At 60.4% G+C, this 25,397-nt stretch carries 22 protein-coding genes and 1 tRNA gene; 17 read left to right on the top strand and 6 right to left on the bottom strand.

Annotated features, from left to right (window positions below; all coding sequences use genetic code 11):
- The first annotated feature begins 32 nt into the window (after positions 1-32).
- From G5168_RS14925 to G5168_RS14885, 9 genes are all read left to right on the top strand, one after another.
- A complete protein-coding gene (locus G5168_RS14925) occupies positions 33-803 on the top strand; it encodes an amino acid ABC transporter ATP-binding protein (protein WP_421221590.1) in 771 nt (256 codons plus the stop codon).
- Positions 796-1,593: an amino acid ABC transporter permease gene (locus G5168_RS14920; protein WP_100646114.1), complete on the top strand. Its 798-nt coding sequence runs from the start codon at positions 796-798 to the stop codon at positions 1,591-1,593. Before G5168_RS14925 ends, G5168_RS14920 begins: the two co-directional genes overlap by 8 nt.
- 2 nt (positions 1,594-1,595) lie before the next feature.
- On the top strand, positions 1,596-2,417 hold the full coding sequence (locus tag G5168_RS14915) for a transporter substrate-binding domain-containing protein (RefSeq protein ID WP_069555750.1): 822 nt from the start codon (positions 1,596-1,598) through the stop codon (positions 2,415-2,417).
- Positions 2,417-3,322: an amino acid ABC transporter permease gene (locus G5168_RS14910; RefSeq protein WP_421206557.1), complete on the top strand. Its 906-nt coding sequence runs from the start codon at positions 2,417-2,419 to the stop codon at positions 3,320-3,322. Before G5168_RS14915 ends, G5168_RS14910 begins: the two co-directional genes overlap by 1 nt.
- Positions 3,316-4,053: a penicillin-insensitive murein endopeptidase gene (gene mepA, locus G5168_RS14905; protein WP_005359850.1), complete on the top strand. Its 738-nt coding sequence runs from the start codon at positions 3,316-3,318 to the stop codon at positions 4,051-4,053. Before G5168_RS14910 ends, mepA begins: the two co-directional genes overlap by 7 nt.
- 85 nt (positions 4,054-4,138) lie before the next feature.
- Complete coding sequence (locus G5168_RS14900) at positions 4,139-4,729, top strand: LemA family protein (RefSeq protein WP_005346564.1); 591 nt, start codon at positions 4,139-4,141, stop codon at positions 4,727-4,729.
- Entirely contained in the window at positions 4,726-5,445 is a 720-nt protein-coding gene (locus tag G5168_RS14895) for a TPM domain-containing protein (RefSeq protein WP_421252403.1), read from the top strand. The genes G5168_RS14900 and G5168_RS14895 overlap by 4 nt, the downstream gene beginning before the upstream one ends.
- Before the next feature lie 20 nt (positions 5,446-5,465).
- Entirely contained in the window at positions 5,466-6,083 is a 618-nt protein-coding gene (locus G5168_RS14890; RefSeq protein WP_005337196.1) for a TPM domain-containing protein, read from the top strand.
- A gap of 145 nt (positions 6,084-6,228) precedes the next feature.
- Positions 6,229-6,316: transfer RNA gene (locus G5168_RS14885), tRNA-Ser, on the top strand.
- Positions 6,317-6,765: 449 nt separating this feature from the next.
- On the opposite strand, the gene G5168_RS14880 is transcribed toward G5168_RS14885, so the two are convergent.
- From G5168_RS14880 to G5168_RS14865, 4 genes are all read right to left on the bottom strand, one after another.
- Positions 6,766-8,661 (bottom strand): DEAD/DEAH box helicase, encoded by a 1,896-nt coding sequence (locus G5168_RS14880; RefSeq protein ID WP_199258754.1) that lies wholly within the window; start codon positions 8,659-8,661, stop codon positions 6,766-6,768.
- 180 nt (positions 8,662-8,841) lie between these two features.
- On the bottom strand, positions 8,842-9,303 hold the full coding sequence (locus G5168_RS14875; RefSeq protein WP_216953377.1) for a hotdog fold thioesterase: 462 nt from the start codon (positions 9,301-9,303) through the stop codon (positions 8,842-8,844).
- A gap of 168 nt (positions 9,304-9,471) precedes the next feature.
- A complete protein-coding gene (locus tag G5168_RS14870; RefSeq protein ID WP_216953376.1) occupies positions 9,472-9,960 on the bottom strand; it encodes a hypothetical protein in 489 nt (162 codons plus the stop codon).
- Positions 9,960-13,031: a D-2-hydroxyglutarate dehydrogenase YdiJ gene (locus tag G5168_RS14865; RefSeq protein WP_216953375.1), complete on the bottom strand. Its 3,072-nt coding sequence runs from the start codon at positions 13,029-13,031 to the stop codon at positions 9,960-9,962. The genes G5168_RS14870 and G5168_RS14865 overlap by 1 nt, the downstream gene beginning before the upstream one ends.
- A 167-nt stretch (positions 13,032-13,198) precedes the next feature.
- On the opposite strand from G5168_RS14865, the gene G5168_RS14860 reads away from it, so the two are divergent.
- From G5168_RS14860 to G5168_RS14845, 4 genes are all read left to right on the top strand, one after another.
- Positions 13,199-14,125, top strand: a complete 927-nt coding sequence (locus G5168_RS14860) for a cation diffusion facilitator family transporter (protein ID WP_005361338.1) — start codon at positions 13,199-13,201, stop codon at positions 14,123-14,125.
- 300 nt (positions 14,126-14,425) lie between these two features.
- Complete coding sequence (locus G5168_RS14855; protein ID WP_216953374.1) at positions 14,426-15,961, top strand: TerC family protein; 1,536 nt, start codon at positions 14,426-14,428, stop codon at positions 15,959-15,961.
- A gap of 196 nt (positions 15,962-16,157) precedes the next feature.
- Entirely contained in the window at positions 16,158-17,279 is a 1,122-nt protein-coding gene (locus tag G5168_RS14850) for an alkene reductase (protein WP_216953373.1), read from the top strand.
- A 147-nt stretch (positions 17,280-17,426) separates the two neighbouring features.
- Complete coding sequence (locus G5168_RS14845; protein WP_216953372.1) at positions 17,427-18,413, top strand: zinc-binding dehydrogenase; 987 nt, start codon at positions 17,427-17,429, stop codon at positions 18,411-18,413.
- 113 nt (positions 18,414-18,526) lie between these two features.
- On the opposite strand, the gene G5168_RS14840 is transcribed toward G5168_RS14845, so the two are convergent.
- Positions 18,527-19,591: an adenosine deaminase gene (locus tag G5168_RS14840; protein ID WP_216953371.1), complete on the bottom strand. Its 1,065-nt coding sequence runs from the start codon at positions 19,589-19,591 to the stop codon at positions 18,527-18,529.
- A 197-nt stretch (positions 19,592-19,788) separates the two neighbouring features.
- Here G5168_RS14840 and G5168_RS14835 point away from each other — a divergent pair, with 197 nt between their 5' ends.
- The 4 genes from G5168_RS14835 to asnB all read left to right on the top strand — a co-directional run bounded on the left by G5168_RS14835 (position 19,789) and on the right by asnB (position 24,523).
- Entirely contained in the window at positions 19,789-20,538 is a 750-nt protein-coding gene (locus G5168_RS14835; protein WP_005337281.1) for an HAD-IIA family hydrolase, read from the top strand.
- Between the two features lie 54 nt (positions 20,539-20,592).
- A complete protein-coding gene (locus tag G5168_RS14830) occupies positions 20,593-22,167 on the top strand; it encodes a cation:proton antiporter family protein (protein WP_216953370.1) in 1,575 nt (524 codons plus the stop codon).
- 130 nt (positions 22,168-22,297) lie between these two features.
- Positions 22,298-22,666, top strand: a complete 369-nt coding sequence (locus G5168_RS14825) for a cupin domain-containing protein (protein ID WP_194496217.1) — start codon at positions 22,298-22,300, stop codon at positions 22,664-22,666.
- A gap of 192 nt (positions 22,667-22,858) precedes the next feature.
- Positions 22,859-24,523, top strand: a complete 1,665-nt coding sequence (gene asnB / locus G5168_RS14820; protein WP_005361356.1) for an asparagine synthase B — start codon at positions 22,859-22,861, stop codon at positions 24,521-24,523.
- 317 nt (positions 24,524-24,840) lie between these two features.
- Here the strand turns inward: asnB and G5168_RS14815 are convergent, their stop codons facing one another.
- Positions 24,841-25,347, bottom strand: coding sequence for a hypothetical protein (locus G5168_RS14815; protein WP_216953369.1), 507 nt, complete (start codon positions 25,345-25,347; stop codon positions 24,841-24,843).
- Positions 25,348-25,397 lie beyond the last annotated feature (50 nt).

Genomic DNA, 25,397 nt, shown 5'->3' with positions numbered 1-25,397 from the left:
CATCCCCCTATAAAATCAATACCATGGCGTAAATGATTCTCAGTGGAACCTGCTTCTTGACCAGCTCGCAACCCTGTGTGCGCTTTTGTGGCGTCGACAAATTCTATGGCAACTTTCAGGCTCTTCATCACATCGATCTCACCATTGAACGGGGAGAGAAGTGGGTTATCTGTGGCCCGTCAGGCTCGGGAAAATCGACCCTGATCCGCACCATCAACGGGCTGGAGGGGATCGACGACGGCCAGCTGTTCCTGTTTGGCGAGCCGGTGACCCCTTCCTACCTGCGCCGCCTGCAAGGTCGGGTTGGCATGGTGTTTCAGCAGTTCAACCTCTTCCCCCATATGACGGTGCTGGAAAACCTGATGGTGGCGCCGGTGCATACCCTGGGGTTGCGCCCTGAGGAGGCCAAAGCCCGGGCGCTCGGGCTGCTCGAGCGGGTGCGCATTCAGGCACAGGCCGACAAGTACCCCCACCAGCTCTCCGGCGGCCAGCAGCAGCGGGTCGCCATCGCCCGCTCACTCTGTATGCAACCCGAGCTGATGCTGTTTGACGAGCCCACCTCCGCCCTCGACCCCGAGATGATCCGCGAAGTGCTCGATGTGATCCGCGAGCTGGCTGACGAGGGGATGACCCTGATCTGCGTCACTCACGAGATGGGCTTTGCCCGTCAAGTAGCGGATCGGGTGCTCTTTATGGATGAGGGCAAGATCATCGAGTCGGCCCCGCCCGCCCAGCTGTTCAACGCCCCTCGTCACCCGCGCACCCGGGCCTTTCTCGAACAGGTGCTCAGCTATCATGGCTAGGCTCAATCTTCCCCGCCTGCTCGGCTGGTTGTCGGGCACTGTGATGCTCTCTGTGTTGCTCGGCTGGGCGCTCTATAGCGGCGCTCGCCAGATGGGCTATGAGTGGCAGTGGCCGCGGGTATTGCCCTTTCTCGGCGAATGGGATGAGGGAACCTTTTATGCCGGCCCCCTGCTAAACGGCCTGCTGGTCACTTTGCAGGTGGCGCAGCTCAGTCTGTTGGGCACGATGGCGGTCGGTCTGTGCGTGGTTAGCCTGCGGCTGCTCCCCTCTCGGCTCGGCCCCTGGCTCGCCATCGCCTATCTGGCGCTGGTGCGCACCACGCCCCAGTTGGTGCAGCTCTATATTCTCTATTTCTTGCTGGGCCCCATGCTGGGATTGGCCCCCCTTGCCTGCGCCGTGTTGAGCCTCTCCCTCTATCAGGGGGCCTTCACCGCCGAAGTGCTGCGTGCAGGTGTACAGGCCATTCCCAAAGGACAGTGGGAGGCAGCCCAGTCGCTTGGCTTGTCACGGGCCATCACCCTGCGCAAGGTGATCCTGCCCCAGCTGGTGCGCATCACCTTGCCGCCGCTGACCAACGAGCTGGTCTCCCTTATCAAACATTCGGCGCTGGTGAGTGTGATCGCCATCTTCGATCTGACCAACGAAGGGCGTACTCTGGTTGCCGATACGTTTCTGACCTTTGAGGTGTGGTTTACCGTGGCCGCCCTCTATTTGCTGTTAACCCTGACGCTGTCAGCCTGTTCGCGGGCGCTGGCCCGTCACCTGAATCCGGATCAACAAGGACGCTAACCATGAATCTGTCATTCAAGACCACCCTGTCGGGCGCTGCCCTGCTACTGACAAGCCTGCTCACTCCGGCACTGGCACAAACTGCCCCCTCCGACACCCAGGCACAGATCGAGCAGAGCGGTACCCTGCGGGTCGGCATGTCCACCTTCGCCCCCTGGGCGATGCGCGACAAGCAAGGGGCGCTAATCGGTTTCGAGATTGACGTGGCCCGTCGCCTCGCCACAGATAACGGCTGGCAGGTAGAGTTCGTGCCTACCGCCTGGGATGGCATCATCCCCTCCCTGCTGGCGAAAAAATATGACGTCATCATCGGCGGCCTCACCATCACCCCCGAGCGGGAGAAGAGCGTGCGCTTCACCCAGGCCTACTCCCATTCGGGGGTGCAGCTGGCCGCCTCCAGCACCCTGGCCAAAGAGAAGAAAACCGTGGCGGACTTCAACCAGCGCGGGGTGATCCTGGCGGTACGTCGTGGCGCCTCACCGGTACAGGTGGCAAAAGAACACTTCCCCAAGGCCACCCTGCGCCAGTTTGATGACGAGTCACAGGTATTTCAGGAGGTGCTGAACGGCCGCGCCCACGGCGCCCTCTCCTCTTCCCCGAAACCCGAGCAAGAAGCGCTGCGCCACCCGGATGCCCTCTTTATGCCGTTTGCCGAGCCGTTGGCACAAGGCGATGAAGGCTTTGCCCTGCGCAAGGGGGATGATGCCCTGGCTGAGCAGTTCAACGAGTGGATCGCCGCCCGTCAGGCCGATGGCTGGCTCAAAGCGCGCCATGACTACTGGTTCAAGTCGCTGGCGTGGGAAGCGCAGGTCGCCAATCCCTGATGCTGATTGCTCTAAAAGAGACCATCCGGCGCATCATCCGTGGGGCATGTCGGAACATCAACTGGCTGGATGGGGCGATCGCCCTGATCCTGCTGCTGGCTGGCCTCTGGCTGGCCAGCCGCCTGCACATCGGGGTGGCCTATCAGTGGCGCTGGCATGAAGCCTTCGACCTGCTGTTCACCCCCGGCCCTCACGGCGAGTTGCCCTACTTTTTCAGCGGTCTGATCACCACCTTGCGCATCGCCCTGCTCGGCATGGTACTGGCGCTGCTGCTCGGCACTGCGCTGGGGGTAGCCGCCTTCAGCCGCCACCCCTGGCTGGTGATGCCCGCGACCCTGTTTATCCAGCTGATCCGCAATCTGCCGCCGCTGGTCTTTATCTTCATCTTCTACTTCTTTATCGCCAACCAGCTGCTGCCTGCGAGCGGCCTCTCCCGCTGGCTCGGCACCGTATCACTCTCCCCGTGGCAAGAGGCGCTGTTTGGCCCACCTGCCCGCTGGGAGAACCTCATCTCAGGCACCCTCTGCGTTGGCATGATCAGCGCAGCCTTCGTCGCCGAGATCGTCCGCGCCGGGCTGGCCGCCATCCCCCGTGGCCAGTGGGAGGCGGCGCAGAGCCTCGGGCTCTCTCCCTGGGTGCGGCTGCGCCATGTGATCCTGCCGCAGGCCATGCTGCTGATGCTCCCCCCCCTCACCGGCCAGCTCATTGCGCTGGTGAAGGATACCGCCATTGTTTCCCTTATCTCGGTGCAGGAGCTCACCTTCGTCGGTACCGAGATGGCCAACTCCAGCGGACTGGTCTACGAGATCTGGCTGCTGGTAGCCGCGGCCTATTTATTTATATGTTTGAGTCTGTTCGTATTGCTGAGCCGACTCGAAGCAAGACAAGGAGCACGCACATGCTGACGTCCCTGTTGCTGGCGACTGTATTGCAAGCGGAAGCCATCGGTGGTTATGCCGCCGGTTGCCTGAAAAACGGCGTATCCCTGCCCCTCGAAGGGCCGGGTTATCAGGTGATCCGCACCAAACGGCTGCGCTACTACGGCCACCCCGACCTTATCCACTACCTGCAAGCGCTGGCCAACCAGACCCGCATGGCCGGGCTGCCGGATCTCTACATCGCCGATCTGGCGATGGCCCGGGGCGGCCCCTTTACCTCCGGCCATCGAAGCCATCAGACTGGCCTTGATGCCGATATCTGGTTTCGCATGGCCAACCGTCCCATCAGCAAGTGGGAGCAGGATGCCCCCAAGGAGTGGGCGCTGATCGACGAACCCAGCTACAAGATGTTACCGGGCCGCTTTGGCCCCCAGCAGCTCACCCTGCTGCGGCTTGCGGCCAGCAAACCCGAGGTGGCCCGCATCTTCGTCAATCCGGTGATCAAATCCGCGGTCTGCCAACAGGCTGGTAACGAACCCTGGGTCGCCAAGCTGCGCCCCTGGGTGGGCCACTTCAGCCACTTCCACGTGCGGCTGCGCTGCCCGGTGGGCAGCCCCGATTGTGAACCCCAGGCTCCCATTCCGCCCGGCAATGGCTGTGGGGAAGAGCTGGCATCCTGGCTAAAAGACAAGCCCCAGCTGCCCAAGGTCTCCGGCATCAACAAGCGACCTGAGCTACCTGCGCGTTGTGGCAACTGACCCCAAGCTGGTATGGTGGTGCACGCTTGGTCGTACACCATCCATGGCGCACTATCGACTCGAAATACCAAAGGAGAACAACAAGATGGCCACATCACTCTGGCGCAGAACCACGCAGAGCCTGTTGACCCTGACCCTGCTGCTCGGCCTGACCGGCTGCGGCATGAACAATATTCCGACCCTGGATGAGCAGGTCAAGGCGAGCTGGGGACAGGTGGAGAACCAGTATCAGCGCCGCGCCGATCTCATTCCCAATCTGGTCGCCACCGTCAAGGGCTACGCCAGCCATGAGCAGGAGACCCTAAAGGCGGTCACCGATGCCCGTGCCCGGGTAGGCAGCGTACAGGTGAGCGATCCTGCCCAGCTCAAGGAGTTTGAAGCGGCGCAGAACCAGCTCTCCAGCGCCCTCTCCCGCCTGATGGTAGTGGTAGAACGCTACCCCGAGCTGAAAGCGGATCAGCAGTTCCTTGCCCTGCAGGCCCAGCTGGAAGGAACCGAGAATCGCATCTCGGTGGCACGCCGCGACTATATCGAGGCGGTGCGCCAGTTCAATACCGAGATCCGCACTTTCCCCGGCGTCATCTGGTCCAAGCTGCTCTACTCGGATCTGGAGGCCAAACCCAGTTTCAGTGCCAAACCCGGTGCCGATGAGGCGCCCAAGGTCAGCTTCCAATGAAGATGATGCTGCGCTGGTTTCTTCCCTGTCTGCTGCTCTGGGCCACTGCCCTGCAAGCGGCACCGGACTTCCCGACGCTGAGCGGACGGGTAGTGGATGAAGCCAGTCTGATGTCCCGCAAACAGGCCCATCAACTGACCCAACAGCTGGCCGCCTTTGAAAAGCGCAGCGGTATCCAGCTGGTGGTGGTCTCCGTCGACAGCCTCGATGGGGAGACTATCGAGGAGTATGGCTACCAGCTCGGTCGCCACTGGGGGATCGGCCAGAAAGGCAAAAACAATGGCGTGCTGTTGCTGATCGCCCAGGATGAGCGCAAGGTGCGGATCGAGGTGGGATACGGGCTGGAAGGGGCCCTGCCCGACGCCATCGCCGCCAACATCATCCATGGCCGCATCCTGCCCGCCTTCAAGCGCGGCGATATGGTGGCCGGGATCATGGCGGGCAGCCAGAGCATCATGAAGGCACTCGCCGGAGAATATCAGCCGGTCGAGCAGCCAAAGAGTGACAACGGTGGCGGCCCCTGGCTGTTTATTCTGGTGGTGATTGCGATGATCGTACTCCACAACCTGCGCGGGGGCGGTGGGCCGGGAGGACGACATCGGTCGGCCTACATGGCCGGTGGATTGGGTGCCGGCTCCTTTGGAGGTCGCTCTGGCGGCGGATTCAGCGGTGGCGGCGGCAGTTTTGGCGGCGGCGGAGCCTCCGGTGGCTGGTAACAGGAGTAAAGAGACAAATCATGATTTCTAAACAGTTCTTCCACACGCTTCAGGCCAAGGTGCGCGAAGCGGAGCTAGAGACTGATGCTGAACTGGTCACCGTGCTGGCCCCGGCCAGCGATGGTTATCGCTACATTCCCACCCTCTGGGCGGCGCTGCTGGCGATGCTCACCCCGCTGCTGGTGTTCCAGCTCGGCTTCTGGCTCGGCTGGTACGAAATCCTGCTGGTACAGTGGTCAGTCTGGCTACTGCTGAGCCTGCTGTTCCACTGGACCCCCATCAAGATGCGGCTCATCCCGAAGAAGGTTCGCCAGCACCGGGCGGCCCTGATGGCCCGCCTGCAATTTGTCGAGCAAGGGCTGCACCGCACCCGCGACCGACTCGGGGTGCTGATCTTCGTCTCGGCCGCCGAGCACTATGTAGAAATACTGGTGGATGATGGCATCGCCCAGCATATCGACAACGGCCAGTGGCAGGAGATCATCGACGACTTCGTGGCGCGCGTGCGCAACAAGGAGATCGAACAGGGTTTTCTGGAGTGCGTGGAGCGCGTTAGCGCCATTCTGACCGATGCCTTCCCGGCCACCCGGGATCAAAACGAGCTGCCGGACAGTCTGATCATCCTCGACAAGCCCTGATCCGGTTTAAAAAACCGGCATTCTGCGCAAGGGTTAGGCATTCGGAAAAGATTATGAAAAATAAGGGGAAAAGTGGTTGACCCACACAGTCCTTTCCCCTAAATTACGCCCCGTTCCAGCGCAACAGCGCAGCGAACGAAAATTTGGTGAGGTGTCCGAGTGGCTGAAGGAGCACGCCTGGAAAGTGTGTATACGGCAACGTATCGAGGGTTCGAATCCCTCCCTCACCGCCAAATTAAAAAAACCGACCTCAGGGTCGGTTTTTTGCTTTCCGGAAAACACAAACATCGGTGCCGACAACGGCAACAACGACAAAAACTGGCGAGCACTCTCGCCAGACCATCGCCTGTATGAGCAACACCTCCCCGGCACTTCCCATGGAGCAGCTGGTTGGGCATGGGCTTGCTCATCGCCGTTGTGTCATTAGCCGGCATGCCCCCCTTTTCTAACGCTCAGCGACGGGTACCCAGCAAACCACCCTCAGGGCGATGGTGAGGCATGCCACGTCGGCGTCATCTATCTCCTCAGCATGACAGCTTTATGGCAGCCTGAGCGCTCACCACAAGGTTCTGAGCACAGTTTTCCTGTTATCCTCGGCGCACCAGCACCTTACCGCCTCGCGAGAGGCTGGCACAAAAAAAGGCCGCTCAATGAGCGGCCTTCTTCATAACGGGATCAGCAATCAGCTTTCGCGGCGCTTGCCACCGAATTTGCGATCTTTGTTGAAACCACCTTCGCGGCGATCCTTGTTGAACGGACGGTCACCCTGCGGACGGCGATCCTTGTTGAAAGGACGGTCGCCACGGAACGGACGATCACCGCGCGGCGGACGGCTGCTGGTGTTGCCACCGGCCGGCACCTCGGTGTAGCGAGTGATCTGCAGCGGACGCTGGCAAACACGGGCTTTCTTGATCACTTCCAGCACATCGGCGCTAATGCCCTTGGGCAGGTCAACGGTGGAGAAGTCGTCAGCGATGTCGATGTTGCCGATGAAGCGGCTCTCGATATTCGCTTCGTTGGCGATGGCGCCCACGATCTGGCCCGGCTTGACGCCGTGATGGGCACCCACGTCGACACGGTAGCGCTCCATCTCCACGTCCGGGTTGTCTTTCAGCGGACGCGGCTCCAGGGACGGCATGCGACGGGCCGGACGATCGCCACGGTCACCGAAGTCACGACCGCCGCGATCGTTGAAGTCACGACGCTCGAAGCCACCACGATCGTTGCTGTTGTTGAACAGCGGATCCGGGATGGAGTCATCCAGCAGCAGCGGTTGGTCGCCCTGTACCAGCTTGGCCAGTGCGGCAGCCAGCTCCAGCGGATCGGCAGAATCTTCTTCGATCAGCTCGTTTACCAGGTTGTGGTAGATCTCGAGCTCTTCGCCCATCATGGTTTCGCGGATGCGCTCTTTGAACTTGGCCAGACGATGCTGGTTGATGTCCTCGGTGCTCGGCATCTTCATCGGCTCGATGGCCTGACGGGTTGCGTGCTCGATGGCGCGCAGCATGCGGCGCTCGCGCGGAGCCACGAACAGGATGGCCTCGCCCTTGCGACCGGCACGACCGGTACGGCCGATACGGTGAACGTAGGATTCGGTGTCGTACGGAATGTCGTAGTTCACTACGTGGGTGATACGCTCAACGTCCAGACCACGGGCAACCACGTCGGTGGCGATCAGGATGTCCAGCTGGCCCTGACGCAGCTTGTCAACGGTACGCTCACGCAGCTTCTGCGGGATGTCACCGTGCAGCGCTTCACAGGCGTGGCCACGTGCGGCCAGCTTGCCAGCCAGCTCTTCGGCAGCGTTCTTGGTACGTACGAATACCAGCAGGGCTTCGTAGGATTCCACTTCCAGCAGGCGGGTCATGGCGTCCAGCTTGTGCAGACCGGTTACCTGCCAGTAACGCTGGCGAATAGTGGTAGCGGTAGCAGTCTTGGAGGCGATCTTGATCTCTTTGGGCTGCTTCAGGTGCTTCTGGGCCACGCGACGGATCTGCTCCGGCATGGTGGCAGAGAACAGAGCAACCTGACGAGAGCTCGGGCACTGCTCCATGATCCAGTCCACGTCGTCGATGAAGCCCATACGCAGCATTTCATCAGCTTCGTCCAGTACCAGAGCTTTCAGGCCGGAGAGATCCAAGTTCTTGCGACGGATCAGATCCATCACGCGGCCCGGAGTACCGACGACAACCTGGGCACCACGACGCAGGGCGCGGGTCTGGGTTTCGTAGGAGGCACCACCGTAGATCGGCAGCACGTGGAAATCAGGCATGTGGTGTGCATAGCGTTGGCACGCTTCAGCCACCTGCAGCGCCAGTTCGCGGGTAGGCGCCAGCACCAGGATCTGGGTGTTGCGGTTACCAGCTTCCAGACGAGACAACAGAGGCAAGGCAAAAGCAGCGGTCTTCCCTGTACCGGTTTGCGCCTGCCCCAGCAGATCGTGTCCCGCCATCAGGTGGGGAATTGCTGCGGCCTGGATCGGTGACGGGCGCTCATAGCCCACGTCCTGCAGCGCTTTCAATACAGGCGCGGCCAGTCCAAGCTCACTAAAAAGGGGCAGTTGTTCGGTATCAGACATAGATTCTTCCAGATTAAGGCAGGCGGCTAACACCGCGGAATAGCAAAAAGGCGGCGATTATAGCGCCACTTTGTTCTGCTGTCTTGAAAAATGTGATAAGCCTCTCAAGACGTTGGCAATTATAGAGGGATCTGGCGAGTATGGCTTGCTTATTTTGCACTCATAGTGCGTTATTGCAGATCACTCCTCGCTGGAGTCCTTGCCCCGCTTGTGTTTGAGCACCGCCATGGTCAGTCGGCTGGTGCACAATAAACGCTCACGTTCGTCCCGAATTTCAATCTGCCACACCTGAGTTGTTGCTCCCAGATGGAGCGGCGCGCAACGCCCGGTCACCACCCCTTCCCGTTTGGCCCGCAGATGGTTGGCATTCACCTCCAACCCCACACAGTAGCTATCTGGCCCCACAGCCATATTGGCGGCAATCGATCCCAAGGTTTCCGCCAGCACCACGGATGCGCCGCCATGCAGCATGCCAAGGGGCTGGTGCGTACGGTGATCCACCGGCATGATCGCTTCCAGCCAATCGGAGCCAAAAGCCGTGTAGACGATATCGAGATGGGCCATCAGGGTGTTGCGAGAGGTGGCGTTGAGCCCCTCCAGACTCATGGGTTTACGCCAGATGGGCGCAATATCGTGACTCATTGCGAGCAGACTCCTTATGTAAGCGATGAATGCGTACCGATATGAGTGAAACGCCCTCCATCGACAAAATGGTTCGGTTATATGAGTTGTTGGTTACCGGGTGACATGTTAACAACGCAGCCCCGACTCGGAACTGCGTGTTACACAATCATGCCCTTAAGCGGGATGTCACCAGGGGTAGGTAACGCCGGGCCACTCAGCCCAGGGCACTTCTCGCCCCGGCAAGCGGGGGTCTGGCCACTGCCACACCTTGGCGAGCCAGTCGCGCAGCTGAATCTCCAGCTCCTCATCCGTGATTGGCGCCTCGGCCACCTTCCAGAAGAAGAGCTCCACCGCTACCTCAGGCAACACCGAGGGGTAGAGATAAACCCCGCCCCAGAATTGCGGCTCCCGATCCGGGCTCCAGAGGCCATAGGCAAAGGAGCGCTTGGCCAGAAACTCCGACTGCTGCCACTCCAGATCCCCTTCGTGCTGGCTCAGGCTGAAGTTGGCGGAGGGCCAGATATCATTCGGGCGAAACAGCTGATGGAGCTGCTCACGCTCGCGCAGGATGGCGACAAACTCCACCACCGCCTGAGCGGGGGCGGCGGGTAATAGCAAGAAACGCGGGTGCCGATAGGCCTTCGGCACCCGAAACCGCTTGGGAAACGTCAGCATCAGAGCAGCTCCAGCAGGGCTTGCAATGGATGTTTGAGCTTTTCCCCCTCCATCCGCTTGACCTGACTGCGGCACGAATAGCCGGTCGCCAGACAGCGCGCTTTGGGTAGACGGGCTAGCGGGTCAGCCCAGCTCAACCCATAAATGCCCTTGGAGTTCTCCACCTGTTTGACGTCGTGACCATAGGTGCCCGCCATACCGCAGCAACCCACAGAGACTGGCTGCAAGCTGGCCCCGAAGCGGCCAAACAGGGTGCTCCAGTCGCCGTGAGTGGAGGGCTTGGCGGTCTTCTCGGTGCAGTGGGCAAAGAGATACCAGGGCTCGCCCCCCTCCTCGCTCTTGGTCTTGTCAGTGCGAGCAGGCAGTTGATCTGCCGGCAGCGAGAGCAGCCACTCCTGCGGCAACAACACCTGAAAATCACCGCGGGCCGACCCCAGCGCCTTGGCATACTCGTCGCGATAGCAGAGCACCATGGCCGGATCCACCCCCACCATGGGAATGCCAAGCGCCGCCACCTTGTTGAGGAACTGGGCGCTGTTGGCCGCTGTACGGGCAAAGGCGCGCAGGAACCCCTTGATATGCTGGGGTTTACCGTTGGGTTTAAAGGGCAGCAAGTAGGGCTGGAAGCCGAGCTTGCTGGCGAGTTTCACCAGGTCGCGCACCACAGGGGCGTCGTAATAACTGGTGAAGGGATCCTGCACGATGAGCACCACCTGCTTGCGCTGCTCGACGCTCATCCGCTCCAGTCCCGGCAGATCAAAATAGCGGGCACGGTTATCGTGCAGGCTCTCGGCAAGGGTCGGCACTGAGAGCAGCGGCACATCCACCATGCCGATGCTCTTCTCGGTCGCCTTCTGGGCCCACTCTTTTTCGAGGAAAAAGTTGACCAGCTTCGGCGCCTTGGCAAGCAACGGCGCATAGCTCTCCACCGTGCCGACGAAGTAATCCTTGGGGGCGCGCAGGTAGCGGCCATGATAAAGCTGCATAAAGCGGGCGCGAAAATCGGGCACATCCACCTTGATCGGGCACTGGCTGGTGCACGCCTTGCAGGCCAGACAGCCAGCCATCGCCTCCATCACCTCGTGGGAGAAGTCATACTCGCCGCGCTGTTTGGCCCAGCTGTTGCGCACCTTGTCCACCAGCTGTTTGAAGCGCACACCACCGGATTGCAGTGCCACCTCTTCCGCCAACGGATCCAAACCCTGCTCCGCCAACTGACGCAACCATTCACGCATCAGGCCCGCCCGCCCCTTGGGGGAGTGGCGGCGATCGCGGCTGATCTTGACCGAGGGGCACATGGGGGAGTCGGTCTCGAAGGTGAAGCAGAGACCGTTGCCGTTGCAATCCATGGCGCGGGTGTAGCTGGTGCGCACCGCGAGCGGGATCTGGCGGTCATACTTGCCGCGCTTGGGGCCATCCACCGACACCAGCTCGGCGCCGCTACCGTAGGGGATACATATCTTGCCCGGGTTGATGCGGTTGGCCGGGTCGAACGCCCCCTTGACCCGCTGCAGCTCTTCCCACAGCTCGCCAAAGAAGGCGGGGCTGTATTCGGAGCGAAAGCCCTTGCCATGTTCCCCCCACATCAAGCCGCCATATTTGGCGGTGAGCGCTACCACCTGATCGGAGATGCGCCGCAGCAGCACCTCCTGCTCGGGATCGCACAAGTCGAGCGCCGGGCGCACGTGCAGCACACCGGCATCGACGTGGCCGAACATGCCGTAGTCGAGGCCGTGGGCGTCCAGCAGGGCACGAAACTCCATGATGAAATCGGCCAGTGACTCTGGCGGCACGGCGGTATCTTCGGTGAAGGCCACCGGCTTCTTGCGTCCTTCAGCGTTGCCCAGCAGCCCCACCGACTTCTTGCGCATGGCGTAGATGGTCTCGATGCTCGGCAGGTGGTCACACACCTGATAGCCGATGATTCCCGCCTCCCCCTTGGCCAACAGGTCGTCGATACGGCGGCAGAGCTCCGCCACCTTGGCCTTGTGTTCTGCCTCGTCGGTATCGGCAAACTCGACAATGTTGAGTCCCTGCAGATCCTTGCCGGGCACGTCCTGAATAAGTTCTTTGACCGAATGCCAGATGATGTCGGCGCGGGCCAACCCGAGCACCCGGGAATCCACCGTCTCCACCGACAGCGCTTGGGCTTCAACCATAAAGGGGGCGTTGCGCAGGGCGGAGGGGAAGCTGTCGTACTTGACGTTGACCAGAGTGCGATAACGCGGGATGGGAGTGATATTGAGTTTGGCTTCGGTGATAAAGCCGAGAGACCCTTCAGATCCGCACAGCACCCGGCTCACATCCAGCGTGTCGGTATCGGGTTGATAGAGGTGCTTGAGATCGTAACCGGTCAGAAAGCGGTTGAGCTTGGGGAAGGTCGCCTCAATGTCGGCGCGGCGCTCCTTGCCGATGCGATAGAGGGTGCGATAGATCTCCCCTTCCCGACTCTCCAGCGCCAGCTTGTCGGCCAGTCGCTCACCGGTCAGCGGCTCGGTCGCCATGATGTCACCGTTCTCCAGCACCGCTTTGAGCCCCAGCACGTGATCCGAGGTTTTGCCGTAGACCAGAGACCCCTGCCCCGAGGCATCTGTGTTGATCATGCCCCCTAAGGTGGCGCGGTTGGAGGTGGAGAGATCCGGCGAGAAGAAGTAGCCGTGGGGTTTCAAGTAGGCGTTGAGCTGGTCTTTCACCACCCCAGCCTGGGCGCGTACCCACCCCTCCTCCAGATTAATTTCCATGATCTGGTTCATATAACGGGAGAGATCGACGATAATGCCGCCGCCCAATGACTGACCATTGGTGCCGGTACCGCCACCACGAGGGAAAAAGCTCAGGGAGGCGAACGCCGGCTCTGCGGCCAGCTTGAGCATTGCTGCTATGTCGTCCGCACTGCGCGGATAGAGAACCGCCTGAGGTACTACCTGATAGACGCTGTTATCCGTCGCCATCGCCAACCGGCTTGCATAAGACTTTTCGATATCACCACGAAATGCGCTGCGCTCTAGCAACTCAAGAAACTGCAGGGTTGCGGGTGACAAACTGTCCTGGTAATCGAGTCTCGGGATCATGAATCCTTGTTCCCATCCTTTGCTTGATGCCGGCACGCCGGCGACAACGACTGGCCAGCCGCCTGTCAATGGCAGTCAGGCCAGTCCGCTCACATGTGAGCGGGCAGTATATCAGCTAGAAAACCGCTTGCGCTTGGCAATATTCACCATTTGAAAGGAGGACTTTTATGGCTCACCACAGCCATGTTATCAGTACGCTGGTCACCACCGAAAAACAGGCGCTTACCCTGTCGCTGTTCGGTTGTATCACCTTTGCCATCTTCGGCATCGGCTACGGCCTCTTCGTCGGTTCCAACGCCATCATGCTCGATGGTATCTTCACCCTGTTCAGCATGGGCATGACAGGCCTCGGTCTTGTTACCGCCTATCTCGTTACCCGCCCTTCCGATGCGCGCTTCCAGTATGGCTACGCCCACTTCGAGCCCATCACCAACGTCATCAATGGCACCATTATTCTGCTGCTCTGCCTTGGCGCTCTCTATAGCGGCATCACCACCCTGCTGGATGGCGGACGGGAGATCGATCTCGGCCACGCTCTCATCTATGCCGCCGTCTCCACCTTCTTCTGCGCCATCATCTATCGTATCGAAGCCCAGGTTGCCGAACAGGTTGACTCCGAGCTGGTGCGGGTCGACTCCAAAGAGTGGCTGGTGGATACCCTTCTCAGCGCCACCCTGCTTATCGGTTTCGTGGTCGCCATTGGCCTCGATGCCATCGGCTACGGCCAATACAACCGCTATATCGACCCGGTGCTGGTCTCGCTGCTGGCCCTCTGCGCCACTCTCATTCCCATCAAGGTGCTCGGTCGCAACCTGCGGGAAGTGCTGAAAATTGCCCCCAAGGGGGATGTGCCACGGCAAGTCGAGCAGGAGATCGAGGCGCTGCGCCAGCGTCACGGCATCGAGTGCTACAGCCATCTGGCCAAAAGCGGTCGCCGCTTCGATCTGGAATTGAACATTCTGGTGGCGCCGGGTCAGGAGTGGCCCGTCGAACGTCAGGATGCCCTGCGTCAGGAGCTCTGGTCTCGCCTTGGCGATACCCTTGGGGATGCCTGGCTGTCGGTCTGTTTCACCCGCGAAAAGCGCTGGTTGTAACGACCGCACGGGGGAGCGTGGCACCGCCGCCTCCCCCTGTCGCATCACAACCCCATCACGCCCCACTGACACTGCTCTTGCCAAATTGGCGCCAGCCGCTATCATCAGGGCTCATTTTTCACCCGAGGTTTTATTGCCCATCATGGACAATCCCCGAAGTTGCCCTTCGTCTCTCTCTGTCAAAGCCTATCTTTTTCTGCTTAATCAGCGCCTCTAAATAACACCTTTGCCTTGCTGTTACTGCGGCCATCGCGCGCCGTGATTACTCTCTGCTCTGTCTGTTTTTATTGAGGTCATACAATGGAATTGCTGCTGGATCCCCATATCTGGATTGGTCTGTTTACCCTGATCATTCTGGAAATCGTGCTGGGGATCGACAACCTGGTCTTTATCGCCATTCTGGTGAAAAAACTGCCCCCCGCCCAACGGGACAAGGCGCGCATCATCGGCCTGTCGCTGGCCCTGCTGATGCGACTTGGGCTCTTGAGTGTCATGTCATGGCTGGTCACCCTCACCACCCCGATTTTGCACCTGTGGGATCACCCCTTCTCCGGTCGGGACCTGATCCTGATGGGGGGCGGCCTGTTCCTGCTGTTCAAGGCCACCTCCGAGCTGCACGAGCGGCTGGAAGCCAAACCCCACGATGACGGCCCGGTCGGCGCCTACGCCAGCTTCGGCGTGGTGATCGCCCAAATTCTGGTGCTGGATGCGGTCTTCTCGCTCGACTCCATCATCACCGCCGTCGGCATGGTAGATCATCTGGGCGTCATGATGGCCGCCGTGACCATCGCCATGGTGGTGATGGTGCTCGCCTCCAAGCCGCTGACCCGCTTCGTCAACGCCCACCCGACCGTGGTGGTGCTCTGTCTGAGTTTCCTGCTGATGATCGGCTTCAGCCTGGTGGCGGAAGGGTTCGGTTTTCATATTCCGAAAGGCTACCTCTACGCAGCCATCGGCTTCTCGGTGCTGATCGAGTTTTTCAACCAGCTGGCCCAACGCAGCGCCATGCGTCACGAATCCAAACAGCCCCTGCGCGAGCGCACCACCGCCGCCATCTTCAAGCTGATGGGCAGCAAGGCCTATCAGGACAGACCGGATGACGATCTGGATGCCGCACCTGCCGAGCCGCTCAGCTTTGGCGAGGAGGAGCGCTATATGGTGACCGGGGTGCTGTCGCTGGCCGAGCGCTCCATTCGCACCATCATGACCCCGCGCTCGGAGATGGCCTGGATTGATATCAACGACTCCAGCGACGAGATCCGCGCCCTGCTGCAGCGCGAACCCCACAGCCTGTTCCCCATCTGTGACGGGGATCTGGACGAGGTGATCGGAGTGGTCAAGGCGCGCGATCTGCTGTTTGCCTTGAACGAAGGGCAATCCTTGAGCGAACTGGCCAAGCAGAACGATCCCATTATCGTGCCGCAGACCATCAACGTGATCCGTCTGCTGGCGGAGCTGCGCAAAGCCAAGGGGAGCCTTATTCTGGTCTCCGACGAGTTTGGCGTGATCCAGGGGCTGGTCACCACCCACGATCTGCTGGAGGCCATCGTCGGCGAGCTGCCGGACGAGGACGAAACCCCGGATATCGTGCGCGATGGCGAAGGGTGGCTGATCAACGGCAGCACCAACATCCACCATGTGGAGCAGGTGCTGGAGCACGAGGGGCTGGTGAGCGAGAGCGATGAATACGTGACCCTGGCGGGCATGCTGCTCTCCCACTTCGGCACTCTGCCCACCCCGGGTCAGCAGTTGCAACTGCAGCAGCTCAACTTCGAGGTGATCGAGGTGAGCGAGCGGCGCATCGAGCGGGTGAAAGTGATGCCCGCCGCGGCTTGAGCCTGCCACCAGCAGAATACAGAAGAGGGCCAGACGGCCCTCTTTTTTATGCTTCAACTTTATGCCTCAACGCCTTCTTTCCCGGCGGTTTGTGCTGATTGCTGCATCAAGCACAATTCTCTTGTGCAATTACCCCTCTTTTTCACAACAAGATGGCGGCATAAAGTGGCCTCACTTCCACCATGAGGAACTCAAGATGAGCCACGATCACCTGTTCTGCCCCCTGCGCCTTGGCCAGCTGCACCTTGCCAACCGCATCGTCATGCCCCCCATGACCCGCTCCCGTGCCAGTCAGCCCGGTGATGTGGCCAACGCCATGATGGCGAGCTACTACGCCCAGCGCGCCGAGGCGGGCCTGATCATCAGCGAAGGCACCCAAATCGACCCCATGGGCAAGGGCTACGCCTGGACGCCTGGCATCTACAGCGCAGAGCAGATCGCTGGCTGGAAAGGGGTGACCGATGCCGTGCACGCCAAGGGGGGCACCATCTTCGCCCAGCTCTGGCACGTGGGCCGGGTCACCCATCCGGACAACATCGGCGGCGCCCAGCCCATCTCCGCTTCAGCCCTGCCCGCAGTGGGCGTCAAGGTGTTCGTCGATAACGGCAGCGATGCCCCCGGCTTTGTCGAGACCGTCACTCCGCGCGCCATGACTCAAGCCGATATCGATGCGGTGGTGGGCCAGTTCCGTCAGGCGGCCCGCAACGCCATCAGCGCCGGTTTTGACGGCATCGAGCTGCACGCCGCCAACGGTTATCTGATCAACCAGTTCCTCGACTCCGAATCCAACGCCCGCACCGACAGTTATGGCGGATCGCTGGAAAACCGGCTGCGCTTTCTCAAAGAGGTGACAGAGGCGGTCAGTAGTGAAATCGGGGTCGAACGTGTCGGGGTGCGTCTTGCGCCGCTCACCACCCTCAACGGCACAGTCGATGCCAATCCGCAGGAGACCTATCTGGCGGCCGCCCGTCTGCTGGGCCAGCTCAACGTGGTCTACCTGCATATTGCCGAAGCGGACTGGGACGATGCCCCCCTGATGCCGGAGAACTTCAAGCAGGGTCTGCGGGATGCCTTCCCCAACACCCTGATCTACGCCGGCAAATATGATGGCAAGCGGGCACGTGCCGCCCTCGACGCGGGCTGGGCCGACATGATTGGCTTTGGCCGCCCCTTCGTTGCCAACCCGGATCTGCCGAACCGGCTGCGCCACGGCTATCCGCTGGCCCCCCACGATCCAGCCACCCTGTTTGGCGGCGGCGAAAAAGGGCTGACCGACTACCCCGTCTATCAGGCCGATGACGCAGCGACCAGCCGCTGATTGCCAATGGCCAACCGGCCACGTAACGCAGACCCCACTGGTTGGGGCCTGCCGTATTGTTGCGCATTAGCAACAGTGATATGACTGACCGAATCACTGTTGCAATGATCTCGTTGTTCTCTCCCCTCGCTTTCACAAGGAGTCATCATGAATCACACCCAAGCCTGGTGCTGGCATGCCCCCGGTGAACCGACCCAGCTTACCCTCGCCGATCTGCCCCTGGCACCGCTCGCCCCTGACGAGGTACTGGTAGCCAACCGGGTTATCGCTTTCAACCCGGTGGACTGGAAGCTGATCGAATATGGCCACTCCAACTGGCAGGAGGGTCAGGTGCCCGGCGTCGATGGCATGGGCACTATCGTGGCCCTCGGCGCCAACGTCAGCCATCTGCGCCTCGGTGCCCGGGTCGCCTATCACACCGACCTGCGCCACCACGGCAGCTTTGCCCGCCACACCAAAGTGCCCGCCCGTGCCCTGCTGCCGGTGCCCGATGCCCTGAGTGACGAGGCGGCCGCCGCCCTGCCCTGTCCCGGCCTCACCGCCTGGCAGGCGCTGGCCAAGCTGCCGCGCCTGCACGGGGAAGCGCTGCTCATCACAGGCGCCGGCAGCAGTGTCGGCCGCTTTGCGGTGCAGCTCGCCCTCCAGCAAGGAGCGCGGGTCTTTGCCAGCGCCAGCCCACGCCACCATCAGTGGCTCAAACAGATAGGTGTGCAGGGCGTAGCCGATTATCGGGATCCCGCCTGGCTGGCCACCTTGCAAGCCGCCAACGGCAACGAGCCGTTTGAGGGGATCATCGATCTGGTCTCGAGCCAACAGGCAGAGAGCCTGCTGCCCGCCCTTGGCTACTACGGCCATATGGTGACTGTGCTCGGGCGCATCCCGCACAATCCGTTGCCCGCCTTTAGCCATTGCCACTCGTTGCACGAGATTGCGCTGGGCGCCCAGCACGCCTTTGGCTCGGACAAACAGTGGAGCCGACTGGTCGCCGCCGGTGTCGCCATGATGGAGCAGATGGCGAGCGGCGAGCTGACCCTGCCGCCGCTGGTGGTCGGCGACTTTGAGTCACTGCCTACCCTGCTCAAGCGCTTCAAGCGCGAAGGACAGGGCGAGAAGTTTCTGGTGCGAGTGGCGTAATACAGCCCTCCTCCTGCAACCACACCAGCCATTGAAATAAGAGAGGCCCGCCAGTGATGACGGGCCTCTCTTTATATCTAGTGCATGTCATCTCGACTTCATTGGCGCCTGACTCAGTGCAGGATCACCCCGTGAGTCTCGGCATAACTGCGGATCTCCCGGGTCAGGCGCGCCTTGTCAGCCACAGAGAGCCAGCTCGCCTCCACCGCATTGAGCGACAAGCGGCAGAGCTGACTCATGGTCGCGCCGAGGCCATCGGACAGCGCCGCAAAGTTGGCATTCATATAGCCGCCGAAGTAGGCGGGATCGTCCGAGTTGATGGTGACGCAGAGCCCCTGCTCCAGCAGCCGCAACACATTGTGCTGGGCCATATTGCCGAACACCTTGAGCCGGGTGTTGGAGAGGGGGCATACGGTGAGCGGCAGCCGGGTATCCGCCAGATAGCGCAGCAGCTCGGGATCGTCTGCCGAACGCACTCCGTGATCGATGCGGCATACCTGCAGCTCGTTGATCGCCTGCCAGATGTAGTCGGCAGGCCCCTCTTCACCTGCGTGGGCCACCACCGGCAGCCCCAGCTCGCGGCATTTGGCAAAGACCCGGGCAAACTTGGTCGGTGGGTTGCCCTTTTCACCCGAGTCGAGGCCGATGCCGTGAATCCGTGACAGGAAGGGCTCCGCCTCCTCCAACGTAGCGAACGCCTCCTCTTCACTGAGGTGGCGCAAAAAGCTCATGATAAGGCGCCAGCTGATGCCAAACTCCTTCTCCCCGCGCTGCAGCGCACGCTCGATGCCGCCGAGCACGGTAGCAAAGGGGACGCCGCGGGCGGTGTGGGTCTGCGGGTCAAAGAAGATCTCCACATGCACCACCTTGTCGGCGGCGCAACGCTCAAGATAGGCCCAGGTGAGGTCGAAGAAGTCCTGCTCGGTCACCAGCACGCTGGCGCCGCGATAGTAGAGGTCGAGAAAGGATTGCAGGCAGTCAAAGTCATAGGCGGCGCGCACGCTGGCCACATCGGGCCAGGGCAGCGGAATACTGTTGCGGCGGCCCAACTCAAACATCAGCTCGGGTTCGAGGCTGCCCTCGATATGCAGGTGCAGCTCCAGTTTCGGCAGTCCGGCGATAAATTGCGCGGCGGTGAGGTGTTCGGGGGTGACTGGCTTGGGAATCGGGGTGTCCATAGCGACGGCTCCATCAGCAAAGTGATCCGGCGTCAGCCCCTCCACCAGACTGACCCGACGGCAGCTTTATTGTGCACCGAAGTGGCGAGACAGGGGAGACTTGTCATCAAACAGACTTATAATGGCGTCACAAAAATCATAAATGATTGAACATCTTAACGATTGGCGGCTCGCCTGCGCCCTGACAAGGAGTTTTCATGAAGAAGAACGTCATCTGCGATATCGACGGTGTCATCCTGCACAATAACGATCTCATCCCCGGTGCCGACCGTTTCGTCCATCGCCTGCTGGAGCAGGGCAGCAAGCTCTTGTTCCTCACCAACTACCCGGCCCAGACCCAGAAAGATCTGCAAAACCGCTTCCGCTCCGCCGGGATCGAAGTGCCGGAGGAATGCTTCTACACCTCCGCCATGGGTACCGCCGATTTCCTCAAGCGTCAGGATGGCAAGAAGGCCTATGTGATCGGTGAAGGGGCGCTGACCCACGAGCTCTACAAGGCCGGTTTCACCATCACCGACATAGACCCGGACTTCGTGGTGGTGGGCGAGACCCGCAACTACAACTGGACCATGATGCAACAGGGGGCCAAGTTCGTCGATCAGGGGGCCCGCTTTATCGCCACCAACCCCGACACCCACGGTCCCATGATGCACCCGGCCTGCGGCGCCCTGTGCGCCCCCATCGAGCGGATGACCGGCAAGAAGCCGTTTTATGTCGGCAAACCGAGCGCCTGGATCATCCGTGCGGCACTCAACCGGATGGAGGCCCACTCCGACGACACCATCATCATCGGCGACAACCTGCGCACCGACATTCTGGCGGGCTTTCAGGCCGGTCTCGAGACGGTGCTGGTGCTCTCCGGGGTGAGCAAGGTCGCCGATATCGACCGCATGCCGTTTCGCCCGAACCATATTTTCGACTCCGTGGTCGACATCGATATCGTCTAATCACCACCCAAGCGTTAAACAGGGCAGGTCTCTCCTGCCCTTGCAGGATCTGTTATGGAACCCATTCTGATCGCCGTGGCCTTTGGCTGCGGCATGGTAGTCAATCTGATTGGTCTGCCCCCCCTGCTCGGCTTTCTGGCCGCCGGTTTTATCCTCAACGGCATGGGATATGAAAATACTCCCGCCCTGAGCGAGGTGGCCGATCTCGGCGTCACCCTGCTGCTGTTCACCATCGGTCTCAAGCTCAATATCAAGACCCTGATGCGGCGCGATGTGTGGGGCACCACCAGCCTGCACCTGCTGCTCTCCACCCTGCTCTTTACCATGGTACTGCTGGTCTGCAAGGGACTGGGGCTTGAACTTGCCCTCTCGCTGGACTGGAAACTGGCGCTGCTGCTGGGCTTTGCCCTCTCCTTCTCCAGCACTGTCTTTGCGGTCAAGGTGCTGGAAGATCGCAGCGACATGAATGCCCTCTACGCCCGCATCGCCATCGGGGTGCTGGTGATGCAGGATGTGTTCGCCGTGGCGTTTCTGGCCTTCTCCAGCGGCAAGTGGCCCAGTATCTGGGCGCTCTGGGTACTGGGATTGCCGCTGCTGCGCCCGCTGCTGTTCAAGCTGCTGGAGCGTGCCGGTCACGGCGAGCTGCAGGTGCTGTTCGGAGTATTTCTGGCGCTGGTGGTCGGAGCCGCCGGTTTTGAAGTGGTTGGCCTCAAACCGGATCTGGGGGCGCTGATCATCGGCATGCTGCTCGCCTCTCATCCGGCTGCGGCAGGGCTGGCCAAGGCGCTCTTCAACCTCAAAGACCTCTTTCTGGTCTGCTTCTTTCTCACCATCGGCCTCAACGGCCTGCCGACCCACGACACCATGTTGCTGGCACTGGCGCTGGTGCTGGCCCTGCCGCTCAAAAGTGTCCTCTACTATCTGGTCTACAGCGGCGCTCACCTGCGGGTGCGTACCGCCCTGCTCTCGACCCTGGCGCTCACCAACTTCTCGGAGTTTGGCCTGATCGTCGCCGCCATCGCCGCCAAGGCGGGCTGGCTCTCCCACGAGTGGCTGGTGGCGGTCTCGCTAGCGCTGGCGGCCAGCTTTATGATCTCCGCCCCGCTCAATGCCCAGAGCGAGCGCATGTATCACCGCATCGGCCACTGGCTGCGGGGATTGCAGGCGAGCAACCTCCATCCGGAAGACAGACCCATAGAGCTTGGCGATGCGGAGGTGATCATCCTAGGCATGGGGCGGATCGGTCAGGGGGCCTACTTCGAGCTGGAGAACAAATACGGCAACGTCATCCTCGGGGTGGAGAACGACAGCGAGAAGCTGCCCACCCTGCGAGCCCAGGGGATGAACGTCATCGAGGGGGATGCCACCGATACCGACTTCTGGGACAAGGTGCTCCTCTCCAATCAGGTCAATCTGGTGCTGCTGGCGATGCCCCACCACTCGGGTAACCTCTACGCCATCGAGAAGCTGCGCAGCCACGGTTTTGCCGGCAAGATAGCCGCCATCGTCCGCTTCGAGGATGATATCGCCTCCCTGCAGGAGCAGGGGGTGGATGCGGTGTTCAACGTCTACAACGAGGCGGGCAGCGGCTTTGCCCGTCATGTGATCCGCCGCTTGCAGCCGCTTTGAGTCGTCGGCCAGCAGCCCTTGGCAAGGGAATGCGCATCGTTTAAGTTATGCACAACCTCGTTTAATAAAACGAACAAACGCAGGGCCAAGATGGCCCCGCTTTCCTATCTGCTGAAGCCAAGGAGGCACCATGAAGACCCTCAACGACTGGATTTTGCCGGGCCGCCACGAGGCGGCCCCTACCCCGCTGATGCCAGCTCCCGAGCGCATTAAAGCGGGCAACCCGGCACAAACGGTGTGGAACCACTACTCCGACCCAAGCCAGCAGTTTCACGTGGGCTTCTGGAGCTGCGAGCCGGGCCGCTGGACCATTCACTACACCGAGCACGAGTATTGCCAGCTGCTGGAGGGGGATGTGGTGATCCACGACAGTCTGGGCGGCCAGCTGGCTCTCAAACCCGGCGATCAATTCGTGATTCCGGCAGGCTTTGTCGGCGAGTGGGAGACTCTTACCCCCTGTCGCAAGGTCTACGTCATCTTCGAACCCGCCTCGGCTTGACGTTCACGTCACCCTGCCCCGTTGCAACAATCCTTATCCTGTTGATCTGCTTGACGCTTACGGCATGATTTTCTGCGGTTTTCCCGCTTGCAAAAGGTTTTTCCGCTAGGCATTGTGTCTGACGAGGAATGTAAATGGAATTTCGAGCCCAAACGTGGGGGGCTCATATAAAAATCAAGAGGATTACCGCCAATGTGTTCAATTTTCGGCATTCTGGATATCAAGTCCGATGCAGTCGCCCTGCGCAAATCGGCGCTGGAGATGTCCAAGCGACTTCGTCACCGCGGGCCTGACTGGTCCGGCGTTTACAGCTCCGACAAAGCCATTCTGGTGCACGAGCGTCTGGCCATCGTCGACCCGGGCAATGGCGCACAGCCGCTCTACAACCCCGAGCGCACCCATGTGCTGGCGGTCAACGGCGAGATCTACAACCACAAAGAGCTGGAAAAGACCCTCAAGGTCGATTTCCAGTTCCAGACCAAATCCGACTGTGAGGTGCTGCTAGCTCTCTACAAGGAGAAGGGCCCGGCGTTTCTCGACGATCTCAACGGCATCTTTGCCTTCATTCTTTATGACGCCGAACAGGATGCCTACCTGATTGGTCGCGACCACATGGGGATCATCCCCCTCTATACCGGCCGCGACGAGCACGGCAACTTCTATGTCGCTTCCGAGATGAAGGCGCTGGTACCGGTCTGCAAGAGCGTCGAGACCTTCCCGCCGGGACACTATCTGTGGAGCAAGGATGGCGAGCTCAAACAGTGGTACAAGCGCGACTGGATGGAATACAGCGCGGTCGAGCACAACGTCAGCGACAAGGCCGAGCTGAAAGCGGCGCTGGAAGCGGCGGTCAAACGCCAACTGATGTGCGACGTGCCTTATGGCGTGCTGCTCTCCGGCGGGCTGGACTCCTCCGTTATATCCGCCATTACCAAGCTCTATGCGGCGCGCCGCATCGAGGACGATGGCAAGAGCGAAGCCTGGTGGCCGCAACTGCACTCCTTCGCCGTGGGGCTGGAAGGGTCGCCGGATCTCGCCGCCGCCCGCAAGGTGGCTGATCACCTCGGCACCATCCACCACCAGATCCACTTCACCGTGCAGGAGGGTCTGGATGCCCTGCGCGATGTCATCTATCACCTCGAGACCTATGACGTCACCACCATTCGCGCCTCCACGCCGATGTATCTGATGGCCCGCTACATCAAGGCGATGGGGATCAAGATGGTGCTCTCCGGCGAAGGCTCCGACGAGCTGTTCGGTGGCTACCTCTACTTCCACAAGGCGCCCAACGCCCGCGAGTTCCACGAAGAGAACGTGCGCAAGCTCGCCTCTTTGCACCTCTATGACTGCCTGCGCGCCAACAAGTCGATGGCAGCCTGGGGTGTGGAGGGTCGCGTGCCCTTCCTCGACAAGGAGTTCATGGACGTGGCGATGCGCCTGCAGCCCGCCGACAAGATGTGTGGCAAGGGCAAGATCGAGAAGCACATCCTGCGCGAAGCGTTCGAGGATCTGCTGCCCCACGAAGTGGCATGGCGTCAGAAGGAGCAGTTCTCCGACGGAGTGGGTTATTCGTGGATCGACAGCCTGAAAGCCATGGTGGAACAGGAAGTGACGGATCAGATGTTCGAGGCGGCTGCATTCCGCTTCCCCATCAACACCCCGCTCACCAAGGAGGCCTACTTCTACCGCGCCATCTTCGACGAGCACTTCCCCCTAGAAGCCGCCGCCCGCACCGTGCCCTACGGCAAGTCGGTCGCCTGCTCCACCCCCACCGCGCTGGAGTGGGATGCCAAGTTCAAGGAGATGGCCGACCCGTCAGGCCGCGCCGTGATGGACGTGCACCAGCAGGGCTACTAAGCCAGAGCGGGGCAACCCCATCGGCTAACGCCAGATAGCAAAAAGCCCTTCACCATGGTGAAGGGCTTTTTATTTTTAAATGTTCCAGATGCAATCAATATTGATAAATGAATATGCCACTTAGCTCATCTTGAAATAAATCCACAATAATTGTTGCTCAGATAAAATGGGGCACCATTTTATTACTCACAAGTCAAAATCTGGCCTGAAATATATTTCACACAGCTTGCCAGATTATATCCACCACAAATGTGTATTAAAAAAACGTGGCAAAATGACAAAGTACAATGCGTAATGGCGATCATATTTCGCTAATATTACAGCGTCCATCGCAATGAGAAGGTGGTGACCGCGACATGGTCTCCCCCAGGTACCCAATCAACCTTGGGTGCATAACCGACTTCCAATGCAACTGACTTGTAACCCAGTATCACTATCGGCAAAGCGGCAAAACCATCAATACCCGAACCGTTGAGATAACCAGCCTGCGCCCCTACCCCAGCAAAAACATGTTCGGTGAGATACCACTCTTTCCGATAAGAGAAACCCGCATAACCAGCTGTATTTTCTAGAGAATCTCGATAAAACCCGCCGCGCAGCGCAAGTTTTCCCGTGTCGTTGTCACCCAAGAACACCCACGCCAATCCCAGCCCCGGGTTAAAACCATTAAAGTCACAGGTTTTGCTTTTTTTTCCTGTTCCCTGCGAACAATCACTGTGTATTGATGCCCCGTGAATAATAAGTGAAAGATCATGTTCAGCTGCCATGGAAAAAGTCGGCAGCCCCAAGAGTCCAATGGATAACAAGCAACCGTGAATGTTCATGTTAACCTTCCTGGTTTTATTTACCTCTCACTAACACACTAAATCAAAAA

The sequence above is a fragment of the Aeromonas sp. 600724 genome (genome assembly GCF_049175135.1).
GTDB classification, from domain to species: Bacteria; Pseudomonadota; Gammaproteobacteria; order Enterobacterales; family Aeromonadaceae; genus Aeromonas; species Aeromonas veronii_A.
Note: the sequence above shows the minus strand (reverse complement) of the source record. Positions and strands in the feature narration are given on the sequence as shown.

What these genes read in the sequence shown, in the direction of transcription:
- G5168_RS14925 (WP_421221590.1), top strand. Translation starts at nt 33, where the DNA reads ATGATTCTCAGTGGAACCTGCTTCTTGACCAGCTCGCAACCCTGTGTG.
- G5168_RS14920 (WP_100646114.1), top strand. Translation starts at nt 796, where the DNA reads ATGGCTAGGCTCAATCTTCCCCGCCTGCTCGGCTGGTTGTCGGGCACT.
- G5168_RS14915 (WP_069555750.1), top strand. Translation starts at nt 1,596, where the DNA reads ATGAATCTGTCATTCAAGACCACCCTGTCGGGCGCTGCCCTGCTACTG.
- G5168_RS14910 (WP_421206557.1), top strand. Translation starts at nt 2,417, where the DNA reads ATGCTGATTGCTCTAAAAGAGACCATCCGGCGCATCATCCGTGGGGCA.
- mepA (WP_005359850.1), top strand. Translation starts at nt 3,316, where the DNA reads ATGCTGACGTCCCTGTTGCTGGCGACTGTATTGCAAGCGGAAGCCATC.
- G5168_RS14900 (WP_005346564.1), top strand. Translation starts at nt 4,139, where the DNA reads ATGGCCACATCACTCTGGCGCAGAACCACGCAGAGCCTGTTGACCCTG.
- G5168_RS14895 (WP_421252403.1), top strand. Translation starts at nt 4,726, where the DNA reads ATGAAGATGATGCTGCGCTGGTTTCTTCCCTGTCTGCTGCTCTGGGCC.
- G5168_RS14890 (WP_005337196.1), top strand. Translation starts at nt 5,466, where the DNA reads ATGATTTCTAAACAGTTCTTCCACACGCTTCAGGCCAAGGTGCGCGAA.
- G5168_RS14880 (WP_199258754.1), bottom strand. Translation starts at nt 8,661, where the DNA reads ATGTCTGATACCGAACAACTGCCCCTTTTTAGTGAGCTTGGACTGGCC.
- G5168_RS14875 (WP_216953377.1), bottom strand. Translation starts at nt 9,303, where the DNA reads ATGAGTCACGATATTGCGCCCATCTGGCGTAAACCCATGAGTCTGGAG.
- G5168_RS14870 (WP_216953376.1), bottom strand. Translation starts at nt 9,960, where the DNA reads ATGCTGACGTTTCCCAAGCGGTTTCGGGTGCCGAAGGCCTATCGGCAC.
- G5168_RS14865 (WP_216953375.1), bottom strand. Translation starts at nt 13,031, where the DNA reads ATGATCCCGAGACTCGATTACCAGGACAGTTTGTCACCCGCAACCCTG.
- G5168_RS14860 (WP_005361338.1), top strand. Translation starts at nt 13,199, where the DNA reads ATGGCTCACCACAGCCATGTTATCAGTACGCTGGTCACCACCGAAAAA.
- G5168_RS14855 (WP_216953374.1), top strand. Translation starts at nt 14,426, where the DNA reads ATGGAATTGCTGCTGGATCCCCATATCTGGATTGGTCTGTTTACCCTG.
- G5168_RS14850 (WP_216953373.1), top strand. Translation starts at nt 16,158, where the DNA reads ATGAGCCACGATCACCTGTTCTGCCCCCTGCGCCTTGGCCAGCTGCAC.
- G5168_RS14845 (WP_216953372.1), top strand. Translation starts at nt 17,427, where the DNA reads ATGAATCACACCCAAGCCTGGTGCTGGCATGCCCCCGGTGAACCGACC.
- G5168_RS14840 (WP_216953371.1), bottom strand. Translation starts at nt 19,591, where the DNA reads ATGGACACCCCGATTCCCAAGCCAGTCACCCCCGAACACCTCACCGCC.
- G5168_RS14835 (WP_005337281.1), top strand. Translation starts at nt 19,789, where the DNA reads ATGAAGAAGAACGTCATCTGCGATATCGACGGTGTCATCCTGCACAAT.
- G5168_RS14830 (WP_216953370.1), top strand. Translation starts at nt 20,593, where the DNA reads ATGGAACCCATTCTGATCGCCGTGGCCTTTGGCTGCGGCATGGTAGTC.
- G5168_RS14825 (WP_194496217.1), top strand. Translation starts at nt 22,298, where the DNA reads ATGAAGACCCTCAACGACTGGATTTTGCCGGGCCGCCACGAGGCGGCC.
- asnB (WP_005361356.1), top strand. Translation starts at nt 22,859, where the DNA reads ATGTGTTCAATTTTCGGCATTCTGGATATCAAGTCCGATGCAGTCGCC.
- G5168_RS14815 (WP_216953369.1), bottom strand. Translation starts at nt 25,347, where the DNA reads ATGAACATTCACGGTTGCTTGTTATCCATTGGACTCTTGGGGCTGCCG.